Raw genomic sequence first — 19744 nt, 5'->3', positions numbered from 1 at the left:
CCGTACCGGGAGACATGGAGGGGTCGACGACGACGTGCCCGTGCGCCGCCGACATGCCGGGTGCCGAGAACATGCCGGTGCCCGGCTTCCACGCCGACCGGCGCTGGGGCCCCGCCAGCGGGGCGTGCGGATGCTGTCGTCGATCTTCACGTACGGTGCGGTCAAGAGGGTGTCCAGGTCTTGCGTCACAACATGATCTTGGATGCCCTCTCCTCATGCCTGGACATCGACCCCGGACTTTGGAACTACTCGTCTAGGAGGATGCGGGTTACGAAGAGATCGCGCGCCGCTCTTCCCTAACGGCCCCTCGACCAAGCCCGCCGCCTGGTGCGGCACGATGTCCAAGGGCGGTCCCCCACCGGCCATACGACGCGACGGGCCCGCATCGGCCGGAGATCGTCGCGGACGAACCGCGACGGGGACCGGGCCGGAGCGGCCCGATCATGCTCGCTGAACCGCAGGCGAACCAGGTCGGCGACCCCCCATTCGGGCACGGTAGGTCAGTTGCCGGCACGCCCGTGGGTCCCTGCTCGCGCGTGAGCACGCGGGCAGGGACCTTCGCTTCTCACCTCGCCAAAAGCGCGGTGACGACCCGGACGTCCGGCACCTCTTCGAGGGCGAGGACGAGTCGTTCGATGTGTTGGGCCTGGTCTCGCGGGATCGACCGGGTGGCCAGGCCGCGGAACTTCGCGCGGATCGCGGTGTCGGACAAGGGGTTGCTCGGTGACCCGAGCGGTGGACCTGCCTGGCGGGTGTGGACCCTCCCGTCGGTGGTGCGGACGGACACCAGTGGCTCGTCGGTGGCGGACTGCCGTGGGTCGACCACGAGGTCGATCGTCGCCATCCTTCGTGCCATCGCCGCGCTGAGCAGGACGTGCTCCTGGTAGGCATCCAGCCCGGCCCCGCCGAGTTCGACGCGTGCCGCCACGGCATACGGCAGGCTCAGCTGCGCCGCGGCCAGAGTGCCGACGTCGCGCCCACCGCACATGCCGTGCAGGAACTCGCTGAGCCGCACCGAGACCGATGCGACGTCCGCTGCCGACAGCCCGTGCTCGTCGAGGATGGCCGCCACGGCGTCGATCGTGGAGTGCGTCCCTCGGCACGACGCGTACGGCTTGATGGAGCAGCGCTGGATCCTCCACGAGACACCCAGTCCGTCGACGAGTGCCTCTGGCCTGGCCGTGTCGCGGGCGTAGGTGGACAGGAGTCCGCCCCACACGTCGTCGAGGACTGCGCTCGGCCCGGTCATCCCGGCGCGGGCCAGCAGAGCAGCGCGCACCCCGGCCTCCGCCGCCTGACCGGCGTGGAGCCGCTTGCTCATCGCCCCGTCGTGCACGAAGGCCCACACCCCGCTAGCGGCGCTCGCTGCGAGCCCCAGGGCGTGCTGGGTCTGCTCCACCGTCAGGCCCAGCACGTGCGCCGCCGCGGCTGCGGCACCGAGCGGGCCACATGTGCCGGTGGAGTGGAACCCCGCACCGTTGTGCGCCTCGTAGCCGCCCAGCGACTCGAGAACGCGTCGGGCGACGTCGTAGCCGACGACCACAGCGGTCAGCAGCCGCCGCCCGGTGACCGGTGCGTCCACCGACGCGACGGCGGCGAGGGCCGCCGGGACGACGACAGCGCCGGAGTGATCGCAGCCACCGGTGTCGTCCAGTTCGAAGGCATGGCTGGACACGCCGTTCACCAGTGCGGCGTCACGGGGCCCGAGCGCGACCGACGTGCCCCAGACCGGGACCGCGCCGCGCTCGTGGCCCAGCGCCGCCAGCATCGCCGCCGTCTCCGCGCTGCCGGCTCCGGCAAGGCCGGCGCCCAGGGTGTCCAACAGGTGGATGGATGCCTTGTGCCGCACCACCTCGGGGAGCGCGTCGTGGTCCGTCGTCGCCGCGAGGCGGGCCAGCGGTGCCAGCGTCGCCGAGCCTGCGACCGGCGGTGCACTCATGCTCTCGCCTCCTGGGTGAGGCGGGCGAACACATCCGCCGGATGCCCGGGCTCGTTGACCCGATGGTGCTGCGACCACCAGTCCGCGAGCTCCGAGCCGGTGGTCAGCCAGACATCCGACTGCGCCTGGATGTGGGTGAGCAGCTCCCGGACCAGCGAGACACGACCGGGGGTTCCGGTCACCTCGGGGTGCAGGCGCAGGACAAAGCAGAGCCCGAAACGGTGGTAGGCATCGAACTCCTGCTTCCAGTTGGCCAACACCTCCGCGTACGGTGCGATGCGTGACTGCCCGACCGGGAAGGCCGGCTCGAGGTTGAAGAAGAAGTACTGGTGGTCCTCGAGCTCGTAGTGCACCGGGATCTCCACCAACTTCCCGTGGCACTCGGCTCCGGCACCCCCCACGTGGCCATGGGCCGCGGGCATGCCCGGGTGCAGGAACGGGAGGTCGTCGCCATGCGACGAGGACGACCAACTGATTCCCAGGTCGGGCAGATGCGCGGCAAGGCCGGGCGCCCATTCGCCCATCGGGGTACGGAAGCCGCGCACGGGGACACCGGCGGTCTCGCGCAGCCGGGTGAGGCCCGCGCGGACGGCCGCGACCTGGCCTGCCAGCGTCAGCTCGTGGAAGTCCTCGTGCGCGTCGCCGTGGCAGGCCAGCTCGTGCCCTGCCGCGGCGATCCGTCGGACCAGGTCGGGGTAGCGCAGGGCGTTCTGCCCCGGGACGAACCACGTCGAGGGCACATCCCGCTCGGCGAACAGGTCGAGCAGTCGGTCGGCCCCACGCCACGCGCCGTAACCGCCCACCGACAGGGTCTTCGCGCGGTCGGTCACCGACGGGGAGGCGGCGAGGATGGCCAGGTCGGCGTCGAGGTCGACGGTGACCACCACGGCCACGCGGGCACCTCCTGGCCATCGGGCCTGGTCGGTCGTGCGGTCGCTCATGCGCGCTCCCTGATTGCCAGGTCCCCGGCCGGCAGAGGCTGCCCGGCGCCCGCGCCACCGCTGGCGGCGTCACCCTGGCCGGAGTCACGCCACCACTGGGCGACCTCGGCGCAGGTCGCGAACCAGACGCCTGGGCGCGAACGCATGTGCGCCAGTAGCCGCTCGAGGATCAGGATCCGTCCCGGCTTGCCGGACACCTTGGGGTGCAGCAGGGTGGTCAGGCACAGCCCCTCGGCGTGGTAGCCGTCGAACTCGCGGGTCCAGTTCTGGAGGGTGGTCCGGTAGCCGGCGATGCGGTCCTGACCGACCGGATAGTCGGGATTGCGGGTGTACGCCAAGTAGGCGTAGTCGTCGAAGTCCCACCTGGCGGGGATCTCGACGAGGGAGGTGCTCACCCCGGCGACGCGATGCAGGTACGGGCGGTCGTCACCACGCATGGAGCTCGAGTAGCTGAACCCGTGCTCGACCAGCAGCCTCGGCGTCTCGGGGTGCCAGTCCCCCGACGGTGTCCGGAAGCCGACCGCCTCGACGCCGAGCACGTCGTGGAAGACCCGCTGGCTGCGCCGCAGGACCTCCACCTGCTCGTCGACGGTGAGGTCGTAATAGCACTCGTGCCGGTAGCCGTGGTGCGCAACCTCGTGGCCGCTCTCGACGATCCGGCGGCAGGCGTCCGGCCACGTCTCCACGACCCAGGCGGGCGTGAAGAACGTGGCGCGGACACCGGCCTCCCCGAGGACGTCGAGGATGCGGGGCAGGGCCCGGAACGGTCCGTAGCCACCGAGTGCGAAGTAGCTGGGCCGGCGCCAGATCGAGCCGTCGAGCATGGCGCTCCCGGTCGGGCCGTCGAGGTCGAAGGCCAGGGCCACCGCCGAGGTGTGGGGCGCTGGCCAGCGGGGCGGCGTCGGGTTCCGCGGGCGGTGGGTCACGTCACTCCTTGACGCCGTTGAAGACCGGCTTCATCGAGCCGTACTCGAGCCCCGCCTCCTTGAGGATCTTGTCGTAGGTGCCGTCCTGCTGGATCTGGGTGAGGCCCTTGGTCACCAGGTCGGCCATGGGCTTGTCGCCCTTCTTCAGGACTACGGCGAACGGGTTTGCCGGCAGCGGGTCCAGCACCACGTCGAACTTGCCGGGCTGGGTCTTGGCGAAGAAGGCGAGGTTCTCCGCGCCCTGGATGGCCAGATCGGCCCGCTTCTGCTCCAGCTGCAGGCGCGCCGCGCTGCCTGAGTCGGTGGGCAGGATCTGGATCGCGGGCCGGCCGGCGCCCTTGCACTCCTTCTTGTCCAGGTCCAGCGCCTGCTGGTAGTAGTCGGTGGTCTTGCTCACCGCGAGCTTCTTGCCGCAGACCTGGTCGGGCGAGGTGAACTCACCGGCGCGGGCGCTGAGGGTGTACAGCCGCCCCTCGGACTTGAAGTAGTCGACGAAGTCGACCGTCTCCTGGCGCTGGACCGTATCCGAGATGCCGGACATGACGATGTCGACGCGCCCGGTGGACACGGAGTTCATTAGCTGGTCGAACTTCTCCTCGACGAACGTGACCTTCAGGCCGAGGCTGGCACCGAGGGCCTTCGCCAGCTCGACGTCGACTCCGGCGAGCTGCTGTGACTTCTCGTCGCGGTATTCCATCGGCGGGAAGTCGGGCGACAGCCCGATCCGGATCTCCTTGGAGGCGGCGATGGCCGCGGGGAGGGAGGCATCGCCTGCGCCGGTGTCGGTGGGCGGCTTCCCGGCGCATGCGGCAAGGGACGATGTTGCGACGACGGCGGTCACGGCCAGGCCGATGGTGCGGGTGTAGCGGGGCATGGGGGTTCCTTCGGTGATGGGGGGCAGGGGTGGGAACAGGCAGGGTGCGGTCAGAGGACCCGAGAGAGGAAGGATCGGGTACGGGGATGCTGCGGGTCGCCGAGGACCTGTGACGGGGGGCCGATCTCGAGGATCTCCCCGCCGTCCATGAAGGCCACGCGGTCCGCGACCTCCCGGGCGAAGCCGATCTCATGGGTGACCACGATCATCGTCAGGCCGGTCTGGGCGAGGTCCTTCATGACGTCGAGGACCTCGCCGACGAGCTCGGGGTCGAGCGCCGAGGTGGGCTCGTCGAAGAGCATCAGTTCGGGTTCCATTGCGAGCGCACGGGCGATGGCCACGCGTTGCTGCTGGCCTCCCGAGAGCTGGCGCGGGTAGGCGTTCTCCTTGTTTCCGAGGCCCACTCTGGTCAGGAGCGTCTTGGCGCGGGCAACGGCCTGCGTCTTCGGGACGCCCTGCACCCCGACGGGGCCCTCGATGACGTTCTCCAGCGCCGTCATGTGCGGGAAGAGGTTGAACTTCTGGAAGACCATCCCGATACGCCGGCGCTGCCGCGCGATGGCGCGGTGGTTTAGCTCGTGGAGCCGGTCGCCCTGCTGCCGGTAGCCGATGACCTCGTCGCCCACCCAGATGCGTCCGGCGTTGACCTGCTCGAGGTGGTTGATGCAGCGCAGGAAGGTGCTCTTGCCCGAGCCCGAGGGACCGAGCAGGCAGACCACCTCGCCCCGGCTGACGTCGAGGCTGATCCCGCGCAGCACCTCGAGGTCGCCGAAGTGCTTGTGGACCGACTCAGCCCGCACCAGGGGGCGCTGGTTGGTCGTGGTGGTCATCGCCTGGCCTGCTTTCCGGAGGTGATCGCCTTGCGTAGTCGCTGGACCGGCGTGTCGGGCAGCGAGCGGCTGCTGCTTCCCTTGGCGAAATGGCGCTCCAGGTAGAACTGGACGACGGAGAGGAGCGACACCGCCGCGAGGTACCACACCGCGCAGACGATCAGCAGCTCCATGATCCGGTTGTTGACGAAGTAGATGTGCTGGGCCTCGGAGAGGATCTCGCTCACCCCGATGGCCGAGGCCAGTGAGGTGGTCTTGAGCATGCCGATGGTCTCGTTTCCGATCGGCGGCAGGATGACGCGCATCGCCTGGGGCAGCACGATGCGCCGCATCGTCCGAAGCCTCGTCATGCCGATGGCGTACGCCGCCTCGGTCTGGCCCTCGTCGACCGAGAGGATGCCGGCCCGGACCACCTCCGAGGTGTAGGCGCCCTGGTTCAGGCCGAGCCCGATGGCGGCGGCCACGAAGGGCGTGACCACGTCTACGGTGCGTGCGCCCCAGATCCCGGGGATCTGCAGGTAGGGGAAGATCAAGGCGATGTTGAACCACGCGAGCAGCTGCAGGTATACGGGCGTGCCACGGAACACCCAGACGTAGAGCCACCCCACGGTGCTCGTGACCGGGCTGTGCGACAGGCGCATCACGGCCACGACCACGCCCAGGATGACTCCGAGGACCATGGCCACGATCGTGAGGATGATCGTGGTGCCGAGCCCCTTCAGGAGGACGTCCACGGTCAGGTGGTCGCGCACGACGCCCCAGTCGATGGCGGCGTTGGCCAGCGACATGGCGAGCCAGGCGAGCACCGCCAGCACCGCCAAGGCACCGGCGAGCTCTCCGTAGCGCTTCCGCGGCAGCGTCAGGAGCTCGGCCTCCACCGCCGGCTCGACGGTGCGATTCACGGTCTGACTCCCTTCGTCCCGCAAGCCCGGGCGGTTGGCCGTCACGCCCGTGGCCCGGCGTAGGTGGCGGCCCAGGAACGCTGGTCCGCCAGGGTCTGCTCCAGCTCGACGATCTGGTCCTCGACCCGCTCGGGGGCCGTGCCGCCCGTCCCGGAGCGGGCAGCCAGGGCGGCCTCCACCGTCAGCACGGCCCGGACGTCGGGCGTCAGGCGTGGGTCGACCGAGGCCAGGTCCTCGGCCCCGAGCGCGTCCAGGTCCACACCGCGCTCCTCGCAGAGCCGGACCACGGCACCGGTGATCTCGTGGGCCTCGTTGAACGGAACGCCCTGCCGCGCAAGCCAGTCCGCCACCTCCGTCGCCAGCGTGAACCCCTCCGTGGCCTGGGCCGCGAGCTCGGCGACCTGGACGCGCATGGTGCGCACCAGACCCGCCATGGCTGGCAGCACCGTCAGCAGCGTCTCGATGGTGTCGAAGGCTGCCCGTTTGTCCTCGGCCAGGTCGCGGTTGTAGGCCAGGGGCAGCCCCTTGAGGGTGCTGAGCAGGCCCGTGAGGTTGCCGATGAGGCGGCCTGCCTTGCCACGCGCGAGCTCGGCGATGTCGGGGTTCTTCTTCTGCGGCATGATCGAAGACCCGGTAGCGAAGGCGTCGTCGAGCGCCACCCAGCGGAACTGCCGGGTGGCCCACAGGCAGATCTCCTCGGCCAGCCGCGAGATGTCGATCGCCAGCATGGAGCCGACGAAGAGGAACTCGGCCACGTGGTCACGGCTGGCGACCGCGTCGATCGAGTTGGCACACGGCCGGTCGTACCCGAGCTCACGTGCCGAGTTCTCGGGGGTCAGGGCGATGGCCGAGCCGGCCAGTGCGGCCGCCCCGAGCGGTGACCGCGCGCTGCGGCGGTCCCAGTCCTGCAGCCGCTCGAGGTCGCGGCTGAGGGCGTGCGCGTGGGCCAGCAACTGGTGGCCGAAGGTGATGGGCTGCGCGGGCTGCAGGTGGGTCATCCCCGGTGCCGGGGTACCGCGGTGCTCGCGGGCCTGGGTGAGCAGCGCCTCGACGAGCTCGGCGGCGGCCTCGACCAGTCGTCGGGACTTGTCCCGCAGATAGAGCCGGAGGTCGTTCGCGGCCTGGTCGTTGCGCGAGCGTCCGGCGCGGAGCTTTCCGCCGAGCACGCCGAGTCGTTCCATGAGTAGCCGCTCGAGGAACGTGTGCACGTCCTCGTCCTCCAGCCGCGGCGAGAGCTCGCCACGTCGGTACTCGTCGTCGAGGGTGTCGATGGCGTTCAGCAGGGTGGCGAGCTCGTTGACGTCGAGCAGGCCGGCGCGCTCCAGCTCGCGGGCATGGGCCCGGGAGCCAGCGAGGTCGTAGGGGGCCATGTCGAAGTAGGAGATGTGCGAGCGGGACAGGTTCTCGAGAGCCGCGTCGGGCGCAGCCTCGAAGCGTCCGCCCCACAGGCGGGTTGGCATGGTGGTCATGCGGGAGTCTCCAGGGTGGGGATCAGTCGACCAGGTCGGCTGCGGTGTTCTGCTTGAGGACGGTGGCGGCGGCCTGGGTGCCGTCGCTGATGTGGTCGCGGACGGCCTTCTCCGCTGCGTCCGGGGTGGCGGTACACAGCAGTTCGAGCAACCGACGATGACAGGCCACCTGCTCGGGTGCGTCATCCTTCTCGCAGTCGATGGCCATCAGCCAGAGACGCAGGTCGTGGTGGACGCTGCGCGCGAAGGCGGTGAGCCGCGGGCTCCTCAGGGCCGCGACCACGGCCAGATGGAAGTCCATGTGCGCGTCGGCGAGCGCGGAGGGGTCGTGTCGTTCGGCTGCCGACTCGAAGGCGGCGAGCGCCGTGGCCACGGGCTCCAGCGCGGACTCACGGTCGGACTCCGACAGGGCTGCGATGGTGCGCGCCGCGTAGCTCTCCAGGGCTCGACGCGCCGCGAAGGCGTCCATGGCGTCCTGGCGCGAGAGGTTGCGGACCTCCGCACCTCGGCCGGGGGCGAACGACACCAGCCCCTCACCAGCCAGCTGGCGCAGCACCTCACGCACCGTGCTCCTGGCGACCCCGAAGGAAGCCGCCAGGTCCGCCTCGTGGAGGGAGCCTCCCTGACGGATCTCGCCGGTGAGGATCATCCCTCGCAGCGCGTCAACCATCTGGTCCACGACTGTGAACCGGGTGATGGCGAGGGGGCGGATCATCTGGTTTCCTGTTCGTCTGGCTGCCTGATTGTCGGACAACATTCCACCGCTGGGTCGCGCCGTCAACACTTCCGCCGACGTTTCTCACGTCGTGGACCGTCGGCTAGGTTGAGCGCACCCCGCCACGTCCACCCGATGACACGAAAGGGAACTGGCCTTGAGAGCGATCAAGATCGACCGGTCCAGCACGGTGGACCGGGTGGCTCAGGCCCTTCGCGATGAGATGTACGCCGGCACGCTGGAGGGCGGGGCGAGCCTCAGGGAGCTCAACCTCGCCGAGAGCCTGGGCGTGGGACGGAGCACAGTTCGAGAGGCCCTGCAGGTGCTCACCGCGGAAGGGCTGCTGGTGCGGCAGCCGAACCGCGGGGTCGTGGTGCGCCAGCTCAGCGAGGACGAGATCGAGGACATCTTCAAGGCGCGCCGCGTCTTGGAGATGGCTGCCGCTAACGCCGTCGAGTACGCCGCCCGCGCCGACCTCACCGCCCTGCTCGAGGCGCAGCGGCGCTACGAGGAGGTGGTGCGGGCGGGGGCCGACCCCGCCACCGTGACCGAGGCACACCTCGCCCTGCACGTGGCGGTCGTCGGGCTGCTCGGCAGCCCGCGGCTCAACGCCACGGCTCGGGAGCTCATGTCCGAGGTCCGCCTCGCCGTGGCGACGGTCGACCGCACCAGCGACGACCTACCCGCCCAGGTGCGTGAGCACCGCAGGATCATCACCCTGATCAGGCAGGCGAAGGGGGCCGAGGCAGCTCGGCTCCTCGGCGAGCACCTCTCCCACGCCAAGGCGTTCATGCCCTCCAAGGACTGACTGTGAGCATAAGACGCCGTTGCGTTACGGGATCGTTGGACGCGTTGAACCTGCACCGCGGTGCCCACAGCACGACGTCCGGCGAGTATTCCGGTTGGGTTCCGGCGATGGTGTGGCAGCCGGGTTCGACGTCGACCACCAACAGGTCACCGCTGACGCGTGCGAGGCGGGGACGGCCGTCGACGTACACGTAATTGTCGAGACCGGGTGGTGCCTGCACCTCCGCGCGTGGCAGGGCGACCTCGGCATGCTGTTGGCCGGAACGTGGATCGTCAGGGACGGCGGCGTGCAGGTCCGCGAGGAGCCGCGCGATGGTGTTCGAGGGGTGCACGACGAGCAGATCGCGCGCCGGGATCGCCGCCAGCAGCACCGGCCGATGCGGGTGGATGCCGCAGAGTTGCCGGGCCGCGGCGGGCAGAGGTAGTGCCCCGCGGGCGCCGACGGCAGGAGGCCGTCCGTGACGTCGACGTGGAGGCGGTGACCGGATGGCCAGCCCAGCGCCCGCAGCAACGCTCGGGCGGCCACCCGGCCGTCGGCGTCCGGGCGAGCCACGTCGAAGACGATGTCGTCGACCGGTTCCCGCGCAGATGGGACGGCTGCGGGCGGCTCCGGCATCGAAGCCGGTGTCGGTGCCGGGCGAGGAAGCGGGGTGGGGATGACCGCGCCGATCAGCTGCTCGTCGAGGCGTCGGCGGGGCGCAGGCCAGGCGGCCGTCATGCTGACCGCCGGGGCCGTCCGAGCGGCCTCAGCGTGTGGCGCCGAGAGCCCTGATCTTCGATGGGATCCGGTGGCGGATCCGGATTGGTGCCCCGTGGCGGGACGTCCCGGCCGAGTACGCGCCCTGGCCCACCGTCTATGGCCTGTTTCGCCGCTGGCAGCGTGACGGGACCTGGGACAAGATCCTGTCCGCGTTGCAGGCTGCCGGCGACGCGCAGGGCCGGATCGCCTGGACGGTGAGCGTGGACTCGATGACCAGTCGCGCCTACCAGCACGCCGCAGGCGCCCGCACCGACGGGCATCTGCAGAAGGAGCCGCCCGGCGGCGTGCACGACGAGCCGGCCGACCATGCGCTGGGCCGATCCCGCGGCGGGCTGACCACCAAGACTCATCTTGCCTGCGAGCAGGGACAGAAGGTCCTCTCCCTGACCGTGACCGCCGGGCACCGGGGTGACAGCCCGCAGTTCATCCCCGTCCTGCGCCGCATCCGCGTGACCCGCCTCGGTGTCGGCCGGCCCCGTACCTGCCCCGACCTGGTCCTGGCCGACAAGGCATACACCAGTCGCGGCAACCGCAGATACCTGCGCTCACGCGGGATCAAGGCATGCATCCCCAGCAAGACCGACCAGGACACCCACCGCAAGGCCAAAGGCTCCAAGGGCGGCCGCCCACCCGCGTTCGACAAGGACCTCTACCGGCTACGCCACGCCGTCGAGAACGGCATCAACCGACTCAAACGCCACCGCGGCGTCGCCACCCGCTACGACTGCTCGCCAGCCGCTACCGCGCCACCGTGCAGATCGCCGATATCCTCATCTGGCTACGCGCGAAACCGGACCGCCCCAAACCATGATCCGGCGGCTTAGCAAGCGCCTCGGGAACGTCCTCGACGGGTGATGCCGCAGTCGTTCGCTACGGTCAGCTCGCGCTATGAGGCTGCCCGGCACACCACGTCGCGAGAGCTTCCTCTGTATAGGGGAGATTGCACTCTCCGATGGCTCGCACCATCAGCGGGCCCTGCGCCAGCAGGCGGGCACGAATGACGACGCGGACCACCTCCTGCTGCAAAAGTGAGAGATCGTCGAATGCGGTGCCCTCCGGAAGTGGACCGTCGGGAAAAGCCAGGCCAAGCAGTAGCCGCAGCGCCAGGAAGTCAGACCGATGCGGGTCTGGAACCCGCATCCGCTCCAGCAGCAGACCAGCGAGCTGTGGCATCGAGTTCACGGTGAGACCGCCGAGGGCCGAGGCGGTGACATTGGCCATCGCGCCGGCCTGTGAATCCCAATCCTGAACCGGATCCATCAGGCAGTCGGTCAGCTCGGCCAGAAGCGCCGTGTCGGGTGCCGGAAGGAGCCGCACCAGTCCGATCAGCGCCGCTCGGTGAAGAAGCCGGTCGGAGTTGCCACGCCACTGGCGTACCGCATCCACGATGGCGCCGTCGGAGGGCTGGCCGGCGAGTCCGGCCGCGATGCACATCTCCGCGGCCACGGCCGGGTCCATCTCTACTGAGAGCCGTTGGGCCAGAAGGGGTGAGATGGTTGCCCACTCCTGGGGGAAGGCGGCGAGCAGATACGCCATCCCGAGACGAAGGTCCGGGTCGGGATCCTGCAGGACCTGCAGGTACGTGGGGACACCGGCCCGCACTGCCTCATACGCTGCGGCGTGGCAGGGATCGGTGACCGGGCGTTGATATCCGCCATGCCTGCGCCACTCCGGTGACCTGGACAACCACCAGTCCGAGCGCTGCGATGCGAGTTCGCTGAGACTCGGAACGTCGGACGCCGGCCTCGGCGATTCGTGCAGCTCGACACAATCGAGGATCGTCCGCAGGAGGCGGTAGGCCACCAGCCGATCTGGTGCCTCCTGGTCGGCAAGCAGATCGATCAGGTATGGCGCTGCGGCGGCAGCCGGTTCCTCCGCCAAGCCTTGGTGCTGGAGATGGTCTTCGAGCTGCTCTTCCGCCTCGCCCCGCGCCGCCGGGTCGTGAGATCGAAGCGTCTGCAACAGCCTCGGCACATCCGAGGCCGGTCCGTAGGGACCTTGCAGCGATTCCCAGTCGACGGCGCGCAGGTAGTCATTCACGGCCGGCAAAGTAGCATCACGGACCGACCAGCCGGCTGATCGAGAACCATCAGCCGTATCGGCCGGCGTTCCTGCGACCGGCTGTGCTCCCCCGTCGCAGCAGCCCCTCGCGCACCCGTTACACGCCGCCCAGGGTGGGCCTCCCCGCAATTCAGCGCAGCGCGTGCGCGGGCTGTCGCGTGAACTCGGGAAGGATTCCGGAGCCACACATTTGCCTCGCCGTGAGCGCTGGCCTTCCGGGGCGCCCGGCTACTGACACGTGGAGCACACCGCCGTTGTCTGATCCGCATCGTCCGTGGACACCGGCGTCGGCGCGCCCCGGTCGTCACCCAGTTTGTTGTCAACGACGGCTGAAACCGGGATGCCCGGCATGACGGGCAGATTGGTGCGTGCGCCAACGCAGGCAGTCTTGCATGCCGGGTCGTTCGATCAAGGACCAACGCGATGACCATCGTCTGCGAGGATGGTTAGGTGCCTCTGCGCGGCTATCTTGATGCCTTTCGACCGCCGGTTGACGCATCCGTGCTCGTAGACGCTACGCCGTGGCTCGATGACCCCTTGTTCTGGCCAGCGTTCCTGCTCTCGGTAGGCGGCTCCAATACGGCTGCGCTGGCCTTCGACATCGACCCCGCCGATGTGGAGGTCTACGCGGAGACGATGCACCAGCCCGACAGATGGCCCTTCATCACCGTGGACCTCGCCCGGGGCCACTGCCTGCACATCCTCTTCCGCAACTTCGACGGCGACTCGGGATGGGACTACCTGCTTCAGCCGGCCGGATCTGAGGCTCTGGTCACCGCTGCCGCCCTGGAGGGAGGTTTCCACGGACCAGCGCTCTCGTGGCCGGAGCTGCTCGCCACAGCGAATCAACCGGACCCGAAGCGCAGCTGGGCACAACGTCTCCTCCTGCTCCTTCCCGCCGTGGGAGACGCCGGCATCCCACGCGGCGCCAACAACGTCGTGGCAACAGCCCTCGCCGCTATCGGAGTCCAACGGCAACAGAATGAAGCTGCCGGGGAGCTACTGAACGCGAGCCATCGATTCTGGGGCGACCGTGATTGGACCGAGCACAACGACCTGCCGATCTGCCTCGGCCAGCACAGCCCTCGTCACCCGCAAGCGCCGATTGAGCGCCTCACGCTGATGGCCGAGGCTTTCGCCGGCTAGACCCGAGCCCCTCTCCGGTCGACCATGGAAAGCCCGGTGCAAGCTCGTCCGGCCTGCCGACATGCCCGCGGGGGTTGGCTTACCCAGGTCAATGACAGCGGGAGGGCCTGCCTGCGCAAACCATCAACGGACCTGCCAGCTGCCGACGGCCTTTGGGAGATCGACCGGCTAACCGATATGCGGGGCGATGCTTCCGACGAGCGCCGCCTCGAACTGCTCGTGCAGATATACCTGCTCATAGCTGCCGGCTAGGTCGATGGCGAGCGCTTCGGCGGCGGTCAGATCACGCAGGTGGCCGCTGGCGGTCTCTCCTGACCCAACTCGCCGACGGCGGGAAAGCCGGCAAGCGGCGGTTGGGGCCGGTGGTAGATCTCTGGATCGGCTGGGAAGCAGCCGATCAGCGTTAGCAATCTCAACTGCTCCCTGTGATGTCGGCGTACGAGGCGAACTAATCGACCACATACTTGTCTCCCGCGACATGCGCCTACGAGTCGCCAGCGTCGACAGCCTCGTCGACGACATCGGCTCGATCACCGAATCCACCGACACCCGACGCCCCGCCACCGTCCCCGACCACGCCCCCGTCATCGCCCGCTTCCACGCCTGAGCAAACCGACAACTCGTCTCAGACCAAACTCCATGCGTAATGGTTGGGCAATGCGGGCCCCCATCTGCCGGCCCCACACGCCTTAGAACATACGTTCGCCTAGCCTACGAGCGTGGAGTGGCGAACGCGCTGGCACATCACGATCCGTTGGGACCGGGCCGACAACTCGCCCGCCGGCGTGACCGTCGTCGAGTACGCCGTGGACTCCCCCACCGAGCTGCGGCACCTGGTCCAGGCCGCCCGCGCCGACCCGCACGTGGTCGCCCTCCCCTACCGACGGGTCCGCGAGCTGGTCGGCGACGAGCCGGACGAGTGCCACAACGGGCACGGCTACGCAGGCGGCTCGGCGACGACTGCGGTGCGGGGCTGGTGGCCGTGCCGCTGCGGCGGGCACCTGGTCCTCCGCTGCCGCGTGTGCGCTGATGTGCGGGTCGAGCCGGGGGTCGGCGCAGACTGCGATCCGCGGTGGAACCCAGTCAGCGCCGGCTCCATCGTCACTGCGGCTCAGCGTGCGGCGGCATCGGTCAGCCGAGCAAGTTCCGCATCGGCGATCCGGCGCACGGTCGGGTCGGCGTCGCTGGCGTACTGGTGAAGGATGTCGGGGGCGGCGTCGGGCGCGAGGCGGCGTGCCGCAACGGCGACGCGCTGGCGGACTACCGGGTCTGGGTCGTTCGCCAGCCCGACCACGAGCGACGCCCACTGCGGTCGCACGCTGTCGGTGCTGATTAGTCCGCTGATGGTGGCGGCGCGCACTGCCGGCTCGTCGTCTTGCGCCAGGGTCGTGAGCTGCTGCGGTATGCGCGGATCCGAGTCCACTGCCTGTGCGAGGGCCCGAGCGGTCTGGGCTCGCAGCAGCGGGTCCTTGTCAGCGGCGATCAGCAGCAGCGCGTCGACCGCCGCCGCTCCGCCGACTGAGCCAAGGGCTTCGTGCGCGTTCTCGCGGACGTGCCGATCGGGGTCGTGTCGCAGCCGCAGCAATGCCGGGGTTGCCTCGACCTTGCGGAGCTGGCCGAGTGCGTACGCGACCATGGACCGTACCCGCGGCACGGGGTCCGCGGCGAGGGCGGCGAGTGGCGCAACCGCGTCGGCCAGGCCGGTGTAGCCGAGCCTGCTGGCGGCCGAGATGCGTACCTGATCGTCGAGGTCGCGCAGCGCCACGACGAGCACCTGGAATCCTCGGTCATCGCCAGCAGGGTTGGGAATCGAGCCGATCGCCACGGACCTGACCCGCGGGTCGGCGTCGGTCGCGGCTGTGGCCAGCAGTTCGACGTCCTGCGCTTCGACCACGAATCCGAGCGCCCACAGTCCTGCCCGGCGTAGTTCTGGGGTGCCACCAGTGGTCAGGCCCAGCACCGTGCGACGGGCGGCTGCCTTGTTCGTGTGCAACAGGTCGATGATCTCGCCGGTCAAGCTGTCCTGGTCGTCACCGAGATCGCGGGCCGATGCGCGCAGCAGCGCCGGGAGCGCAGCCAGACCCTGGATGCCGGCCAGAATGCCGGCGATGAGGTCCCGACCGTAGAGGTTCTGCTCGTCGAGGAACCGGTCGAGCGCCTGGTGCAACCGGGGCACCAAGGTGATGTCCCCGCACGCCGCCAGAGCTGTGAGGATCGGCGCGATGTCGTCGTAGTCGTCCTCGAGCTCGGTGGCATGCCGGACCACGGCCTCCAATGCTTCAGCACTGTCGATCATCCGCGTCACCATGCCACACGGCGCCGTCTATCCCAGCGCACGCTCCCCAGACGGCGCTGGACACTGCGGTCAAAGCTGTTACCGCCTGCGGTGATGCACACCCTCTAAACCGTCCTAGGACATCGGCTTCAGGGCGGGTAGGGACCTGGCCCACTGGTGGCCTCGACCACGAGTGGCACCCAGTCGGAGATGTGCCGCCAGTGCGTACCGACCGTGCCGCGGTAGATGTCGCCGTTGATGGAGAGCACGACGCGTTCGGGGGATGGTGGCCGCCGGTGGCATCACGTCAGCACTCGGCCCGGCTGCTGGCGGGGCTGTTCCTGTTCCTCGGTGTCCCGGCGTTCTTCGGCTGGCTAACCCCTTGAGGAGGAGATGCAGACCGTCCGCGGCTAACAGGCCTTACCGGTGTGGTCCGGCATTGTGTCCCCGCCACGAGGTCGTCTGCTCGACATCCCCTTGCGGGCCAACGATTGGCTTCGGGGCCGCTGGCGGCGGGCCAGGCAGTTGGGCTCAGGTTTGGCGGTAGGCGGGGGGTCCCGTCATGGGGTGCGGTTGTGAGGTTGGATTCAGGGGTGTCGCCGTTCCTGGGAGCAGCCTCGTGAATCCATATGATCAGCTTGCTGGCCTTGACCTGCCGACGTTGCAGGTGTTGGAGGCGGCTTTGGCGCTGGGTGGCGTCGTCGCCGAGGCTGAGGTGTCGGCGTTGGTCGGCGCCGACGCGATGCCGTACCTGCAGCGTGCCGCCGATGCGGGGCTTGTCGCGCGGCTGCGGGGCCGGCTCTCGGTGAACGGCATCCTGCGAGAGGTCTTCGTCCGTCCGCTGGGTGTCGGCCCGTCGGCTGGGCAACTCGCCATGGTGTTGAACGTCGAGGATCTGAAGGTTGTTGCGAGCAACCTGGGGCTGCCTACGAAGGGCCGCAAGGCGGACCTGCTGGAGGCGATGGCGGAGTTTTTTCTCGACACGGACAACGTGCACGATCTCGTCAAGCGGATGCCCGCCGCGACGCGGGCGGTGTTGGAGGAGGCTGATCGCGGCGGTGGATTGATCCGTCACTACGGCGGCAGCGGCATCGCGCACCGCATTCGGTTTCCGAACCACTATCGCCGGGTGCATCCGCTGGACTGGGCCGAGGAGCACGGGCTGGTCTACCGCGTGACCTGGGAGGACTATCAGCTGGCGGGTCAGGTCGCGATCGCTTTGCGAGGAGCCGGCTACCGGGCTCCGTTCCAGCCGCAGGAACCGCCGGTTGCCTGGCACACGCCGGATCCCGCGACAGTGCGCCGCGACGCCCAGGCGCAGGGCATCGCTGTAGTCGGGCTGTTGTCGGCGCTGCTGGACGGGGCTGGACGTGAGCCGCTGGCAACGGTGAAGGCCGGCGGTGTTGGCGTGCGCGAGCTGACTCGGACGGCGAGGACGCTTGGTGTGACGGTTTCGACCGTGCGGCTGCTGCTCGCGGTCGCCGTGAAGGCCGGGCTGGCCGTACTCGACGAACGCGTGATCCCGACGGGCGCGTACGATCGCTGGCTCCAGCTCGGTCTGGACCGGCGGCTGGCGGTGATCCTGAAGGCGTGGCGCGAGCTGGACTGTCTGCCGTCGACGCAGACCGGGCCGTGGGTGCCGGACTACGACGAAGCGTGGTCTGCGCACGCCCGGTTTGCCGTGCTGCGGGCGTTGGGTGACAGGGCAGCGCCGGACCTCGATCAGGTGGCGCATTGGATGTGGTGGGGGGGCCGCTGGCCTTCGGCGACGCCATGGCGGTGCGCGGTCTGCTGGAGGAGGCCAGAACCTTGGGGGTTCTCGGCGCGGGCGCGATCAGCCCCGCCGGGCAGGCGCTGCTGGCCGGTAAGGACATCGTCAAGGCTGTCGGCGACCTGGGGGATCTCGCCCGCAGCGCCCGGCTGCAGGCCGACCTGACCGTGGTCGTGACAGGAACGCCAGGTCCGGAGCTGGTGGAGCTGCTCGACGCGGCCGCCGTCGTGGAGTCCCGCGGCACGGCCACGACCTGGCGGTTCAGCCCAGCATCCGTACGCGGAGCGTACGACGCAGGCTGGACCGAGCGCAGCCTGACGAAAGCCCTGACGAAGATCGCGGACGGCGGGCTGCCGCAACCGCTGGTCTACCTGCTGGCCGACGTCGCCCGCCAGCACGGGTCGGTACGGGTCGCGCCCGTGGCCAGCACTCTGGTCAGCGACGACACCGCGCTGCTGGCTCAGATCTGCGCCGACAAACGGCTGGACAAGCTCAAGCTGCGTCTGCTCGCCCCGACCGTGTTGGCCAGCCAAGCCACCACGGCTGACACGATGGCCGTCCTGCGCAAGGCCGGCTACGCGCCACGCCAGCAAGACGCCGACGGCCGCGACGTCATCGAACGAACCCGCCGCCACCGCGCCTGACGGGCTGGAGAGCAAGATGCTGATCGTACGCGCAACCAAGAAACTCCTCGACCACACCACCCCGCCTCGGGCTGTTGACGGAGACCAAGACACCACACTGCTCGGCCCGTGGTACGCCACCGCGCTGTGGTGGCGGCCCCGGCTGGCACTGCTGGTGAACGAACGCACCCTAGTGCCGGTCCTGCTGCCGCTGGCACCGGCACGCTCCCTGCCCGCCCGCATCCCCGACGAGATCGCGACGGTGCTCGACGCCCACCAGGTGCCCAAGGCCGTCATCGCCGACGAGCTACTGAACATGCGAGAATGCCGCTTCGCCACGACCGCCAACCGCAGCGTCGTCGGGGTCATGAACGAGTTCACCAAGCTCGCCGAGATCTACGCCGATCCAGCCCGCCCCAACCTTGTCGCACTGTCGCTGCGGCTGGCCATGACACCCTGCAGTCCCCTGTACAAAGGAAACGTAAGCCCCGATCGCGCACTGGCAGCACTGGTACGGTCCATCGCCTCCTGATCAAGGCTGAGGCAGGTCACCGGCAAATCCATCCCGGGATGCTGTCGGCGTAGCGGCGAACATGAGAAGACCGGAAGCCGTAGGCGGGCCGGCATGCACGAGCACGGCCGGGGCCGCTGCGGGAGCTGTAGTGCGCCGGATCGGGCCAGCCGCGGGGCCCGGGGCGTGATTTCGCGGTGCCGCCGGTTGGGCAGGCTGGAGATCAGCTATCGCCGCTGATCGGTTGACTGCTGATCAGGGAGGAGACTGCTCCAGACGTATACCCACGGCGGGCCGCCGCCGGCGATCGACTCCAGCGCGTACACGCCGTTCATATCCGCGTCGAGCAGTTCGCCGCCGTACTCGATCCACAACCAGGTCTGATCGATCACTGCAGGGGGCACGCCGTCCTCGTCGACCGGCACCAGGACGCAGCGGCCGTCCACCGGCCCTCCGACGCACGGTACGTCGATCTTCGCCCACATGTTTTGATCATCGGCCGAGACCTGGCGGCACCGGGCGTGTTCCGCCAATTGGGCGTGTACCCATACCCATTGCCGGCCATCGGCGCGCACGAGAACACCCGTGTCGCCAAATCGACCTGCGTGACACTTCCCCCATCCCGGCGGCACGGGATCAATAGCTGCCGAGGCTGACCTCGTGCATCGTCCCGTCTGGCCCATCCGGAACATCCGTGGTGGGCCCATGGCCCGTAGTCGAAAAATCCTGCGGCCGATGTCGAACGGGCACCGCCAGGTTCGACCTCTGGGCAGAGACGAGCCGGCCGGGTCATCGGTGGGCCGACGGAGACCAGGGAGTGGATCGATGACGAAGGTTACGACCGGGGCGACCATGTCGTTGGACGGCTACATCGCCGACGCGTCGCACGGCGGGTTCGAACACCTCTTCCAGTGGTACAACAACGGCGACGTCGAGACGCCGACGGCCACGCCCGGCATGACACTGCGCACCTCGGCGGCGAGCGCCAAACACCTGCGCGACCTGAACGAGCGGACGGGTGCGCTGGTGGTCGGACGACGGCTGTTCGACATGACCCACGGCTGGGGCGGCCGGCACCCCATGGACGTGCCCGTGGTCGTCGTCACGCACACCGTCCCCGACGGCTGGGAGCGCGAGAGCGACTCGTTCGTGTTCGTCACCGACGGCATCGAGCACGCGATCGACACCGCCAAC

19 protein-coding genes and 2 pseudogenes are annotated in these 19744 nt (G+C 69.3%); 9 read left to right on the top strand and 12 right to left on the bottom strand.

Going from position 1 to position 19744, the window contains the following annotated elements; translation table 11 throughout:
- Positions 1-565 precede the first annotated feature (565 nt).
- The 8 genes from ACY34I_RS35385 to ACY34I_RS35350 are packed head-to-tail and all read right to left on the bottom strand — an operon-like array spanning position 566 to position 8596.
- Entirely contained in the window at positions 566-1939 is a 1374-nt protein-coding gene (locus ACY34I_RS35385) for an MmgE/PrpD family protein (RefSeq protein WP_462759504.1), read from the bottom strand.
- Positions 1936-2880, bottom strand: coding sequence for a polysaccharide deacetylase family protein (locus ACY34I_RS35380; protein WP_462759503.1), 945 nt, complete (start codon positions 2878-2880; stop codon positions 1936-1938). Before ACY34I_RS35380 ends, ACY34I_RS35385 begins: the two co-directional genes overlap by 4 nt.
- On the bottom strand, positions 2877-3806 hold the full coding sequence (locus ACY34I_RS35375) for a polysaccharide deacetylase family protein (protein ID WP_462759502.1): 930 nt from the start codon (positions 3804-3806) through the stop codon (positions 2877-2879). The genes ACY34I_RS35380 and ACY34I_RS35375 overlap by 4 nt, the downstream gene beginning before the upstream one ends.
- Position 3807: 1 nt before the next feature.
- Positions 3808-4680 (bottom strand): ABC transporter substrate-binding protein, encoded by an 873-nt coding sequence (locus ACY34I_RS35370; RefSeq protein ID WP_462759501.1) that lies wholly within the window; start codon positions 4678-4680, stop codon positions 3808-3810.
- A gap of 50 nt (positions 4681-4730) precedes the next feature.
- The gene (locus tag ACY34I_RS35365) at positions 4731-5510 is read right to left on the bottom strand and encodes an amino acid ABC transporter ATP-binding protein (protein WP_462759500.1); all 780 of its coding nucleotides are present in this window, start codon (positions 5508-5510) and stop codon (positions 4731-4733) included.
- Positions 5507-6412, bottom strand: coding sequence for an amino acid ABC transporter permease (locus tag ACY34I_RS35360; RefSeq protein ID WP_462759499.1), 906 nt, complete (start codon positions 6410-6412; stop codon positions 5507-5509). Before ACY34I_RS35360 ends, ACY34I_RS35365 begins: the two co-directional genes overlap by 4 nt.
- Before the next feature lie 41 nt (positions 6413-6453).
- The gene (gene argH, locus ACY34I_RS35355; RefSeq protein ID WP_462759498.1) at positions 6454-7881 is read right to left on the bottom strand and encodes an argininosuccinate lyase; all 1428 of its coding nucleotides are present in this window, start codon (positions 7879-7881) and stop codon (positions 6454-6456) included.
- 22 nt (positions 7882-7903) lie between these two features.
- Positions 7904-8596 (bottom strand): GntR family transcriptional regulator, encoded by a 693-nt coding sequence (locus tag ACY34I_RS35350; protein ID WP_462759497.1) that lies wholly within the window; start codon positions 8594-8596, stop codon positions 7904-7906.
- A gap of 157 nt (positions 8597-8753) precedes the next feature.
- On the opposite strand from ACY34I_RS35350, the gene ACY34I_RS35345 reads away from it, so the two are divergent.
- Positions 8754-9404, top strand: a complete 651-nt coding sequence (locus ACY34I_RS35345) for a GntR family transcriptional regulator (RefSeq protein WP_462759496.1) — start codon at positions 8754-8756, stop codon at positions 9402-9404.
- Here ACY34I_RS35345 and ACY34I_RS35340 read toward each other — a convergent pair.
- Positions 9385-9774, bottom strand: a complete 390-nt coding sequence (locus ACY34I_RS35340) for a hypothetical protein (RefSeq protein ID WP_462759495.1) — start codon at positions 9772-9774, stop codon at positions 9385-9387. The genes ACY34I_RS35345 and ACY34I_RS35340 overlap by 20 nt on opposite strands.
- 345 nt (positions 9775-10119) lie before the next feature.
- Between ACY34I_RS35340 and ACY34I_RS35335 the strand changes: the two are divergent.
- Positions 10120-10974: pseudogene (locus ACY34I_RS35335) on the top strand (IS5 family transposase).
- A 65-nt stretch (positions 10975-11039) separates the two neighbouring features.
- On the opposite strand, the gene ACY34I_RS35330 reads toward ACY34I_RS35335, so the two are convergent.
- A complete protein-coding gene (locus ACY34I_RS35330; RefSeq protein WP_462759494.1) occupies positions 11040-12203 on the bottom strand; it encodes a hypothetical protein in 1164 nt (387 codons plus the stop codon).
- 471 nt (positions 12204-12674) lie between these two features.
- Between ACY34I_RS35330 and ACY34I_RS35325 the strand changes: the two genes are divergently transcribed.
- The 3 genes from ACY34I_RS35325 to ACY34I_RS35315 all read left to right on the top strand — a co-directional run bounded on the left by ACY34I_RS35325 (position 12675) and on the right by ACY34I_RS35315 (position 14569).
- Entirely contained in the window at positions 12675-13370 is a 696-nt protein-coding gene (locus tag ACY34I_RS35325; protein WP_462759493.1) for a hypothetical protein, read from the top strand.
- A gap of 478 nt (positions 13371-13848) precedes the next feature.
- Positions 13849-13977, top strand: a complete 129-nt coding sequence (locus ACY34I_RS35320) for a hypothetical protein (protein WP_462759492.1) — start codon at positions 13849-13851, stop codon at positions 13975-13977.
- 112 nt (positions 13978-14089) lie between these two features.
- Entirely contained in the window at positions 14090-14569 is a 480-nt protein-coding gene (locus ACY34I_RS35315) for a hypothetical protein (RefSeq protein WP_462759491.1), read from the top strand.
- On the opposite strand, the gene ACY34I_RS35310 is transcribed toward ACY34I_RS35315, so the two are convergent.
- On the bottom strand, positions 14482-15666 hold the full coding sequence (locus tag ACY34I_RS35310) for a HEAT repeat domain-containing protein (protein WP_462759490.1): 1185 nt from the start codon (positions 15664-15666) through the stop codon (positions 14482-14484). The genes ACY34I_RS35315 and ACY34I_RS35310 overlap by 88 nt on opposite strands.
- Before the next feature lie 598 nt (positions 15667-16264).
- Here ACY34I_RS35310 and ACY34I_RS35305 point away from each other — a divergent pair.
- Genes ACY34I_RS35305 through ACY34I_RS35295 form a run of 3 tightly spaced genes read left to right on the top strand, consistent with a single transcriptional unit; the run spans position 16265 to position 18571 of the window.
- The gene (locus ACY34I_RS35305) at positions 16265-17581 is read left to right on the top strand and encodes an SAP domain-containing protein (RefSeq protein ID WP_462759489.1); all 1317 of its coding nucleotides are present in this window, start codon (positions 16265-16267) and stop codon (positions 17579-17581) included.
- A gap of 2 nt (positions 17582-17583) precedes the next feature.
- The gene (locus ACY34I_RS35300) at positions 17584-18060 is read left to right on the top strand and encodes a helicase-associated domain-containing protein (protein ID WP_462759511.1); all 477 of its coding nucleotides are present in this window, start codon (positions 17584-17586) and stop codon (positions 18058-18060) included.
- Between the two features lie 16 nt (positions 18061-18076).
- Complete coding sequence (locus ACY34I_RS35295) at positions 18077-18571, top strand: DUF6933 domain-containing protein (protein WP_462759488.1); 495 nt, start codon at positions 18077-18079, stop codon at positions 18569-18571.
- A 206-nt stretch (positions 18572-18777) separates the two neighbouring features.
- Here ACY34I_RS35295 and ACY34I_RS35290 read toward each other — a convergent pair whose 3' ends face one another.
- Positions 18778-19125 carry a hypothetical protein gene (locus ACY34I_RS35290; protein ID WP_462759487.1) on the bottom strand — a complete coding sequence of 116 codons (348 nt, stop codon included), beginning with the start codon at positions 19123-19125 and terminating at the stop codon, positions 18778-18780.
- A 250-nt stretch (positions 19126-19375) separates the two neighbouring features.
- Between ACY34I_RS35290 and ACY34I_RS35285 the strand changes: the two are divergent.
- Positions 19376-19744, top strand: a pseudogene (locus ACY34I_RS35285) (dihydrofolate reductase family protein); the annotation flags it as partial.

The sequence above is a fragment of the Micromonospora sp. RTBAU3-60 genome, assembly GCF_054963695.1.
This window is presented reverse-complemented; position numbering and strand designations above follow the sequence as displayed.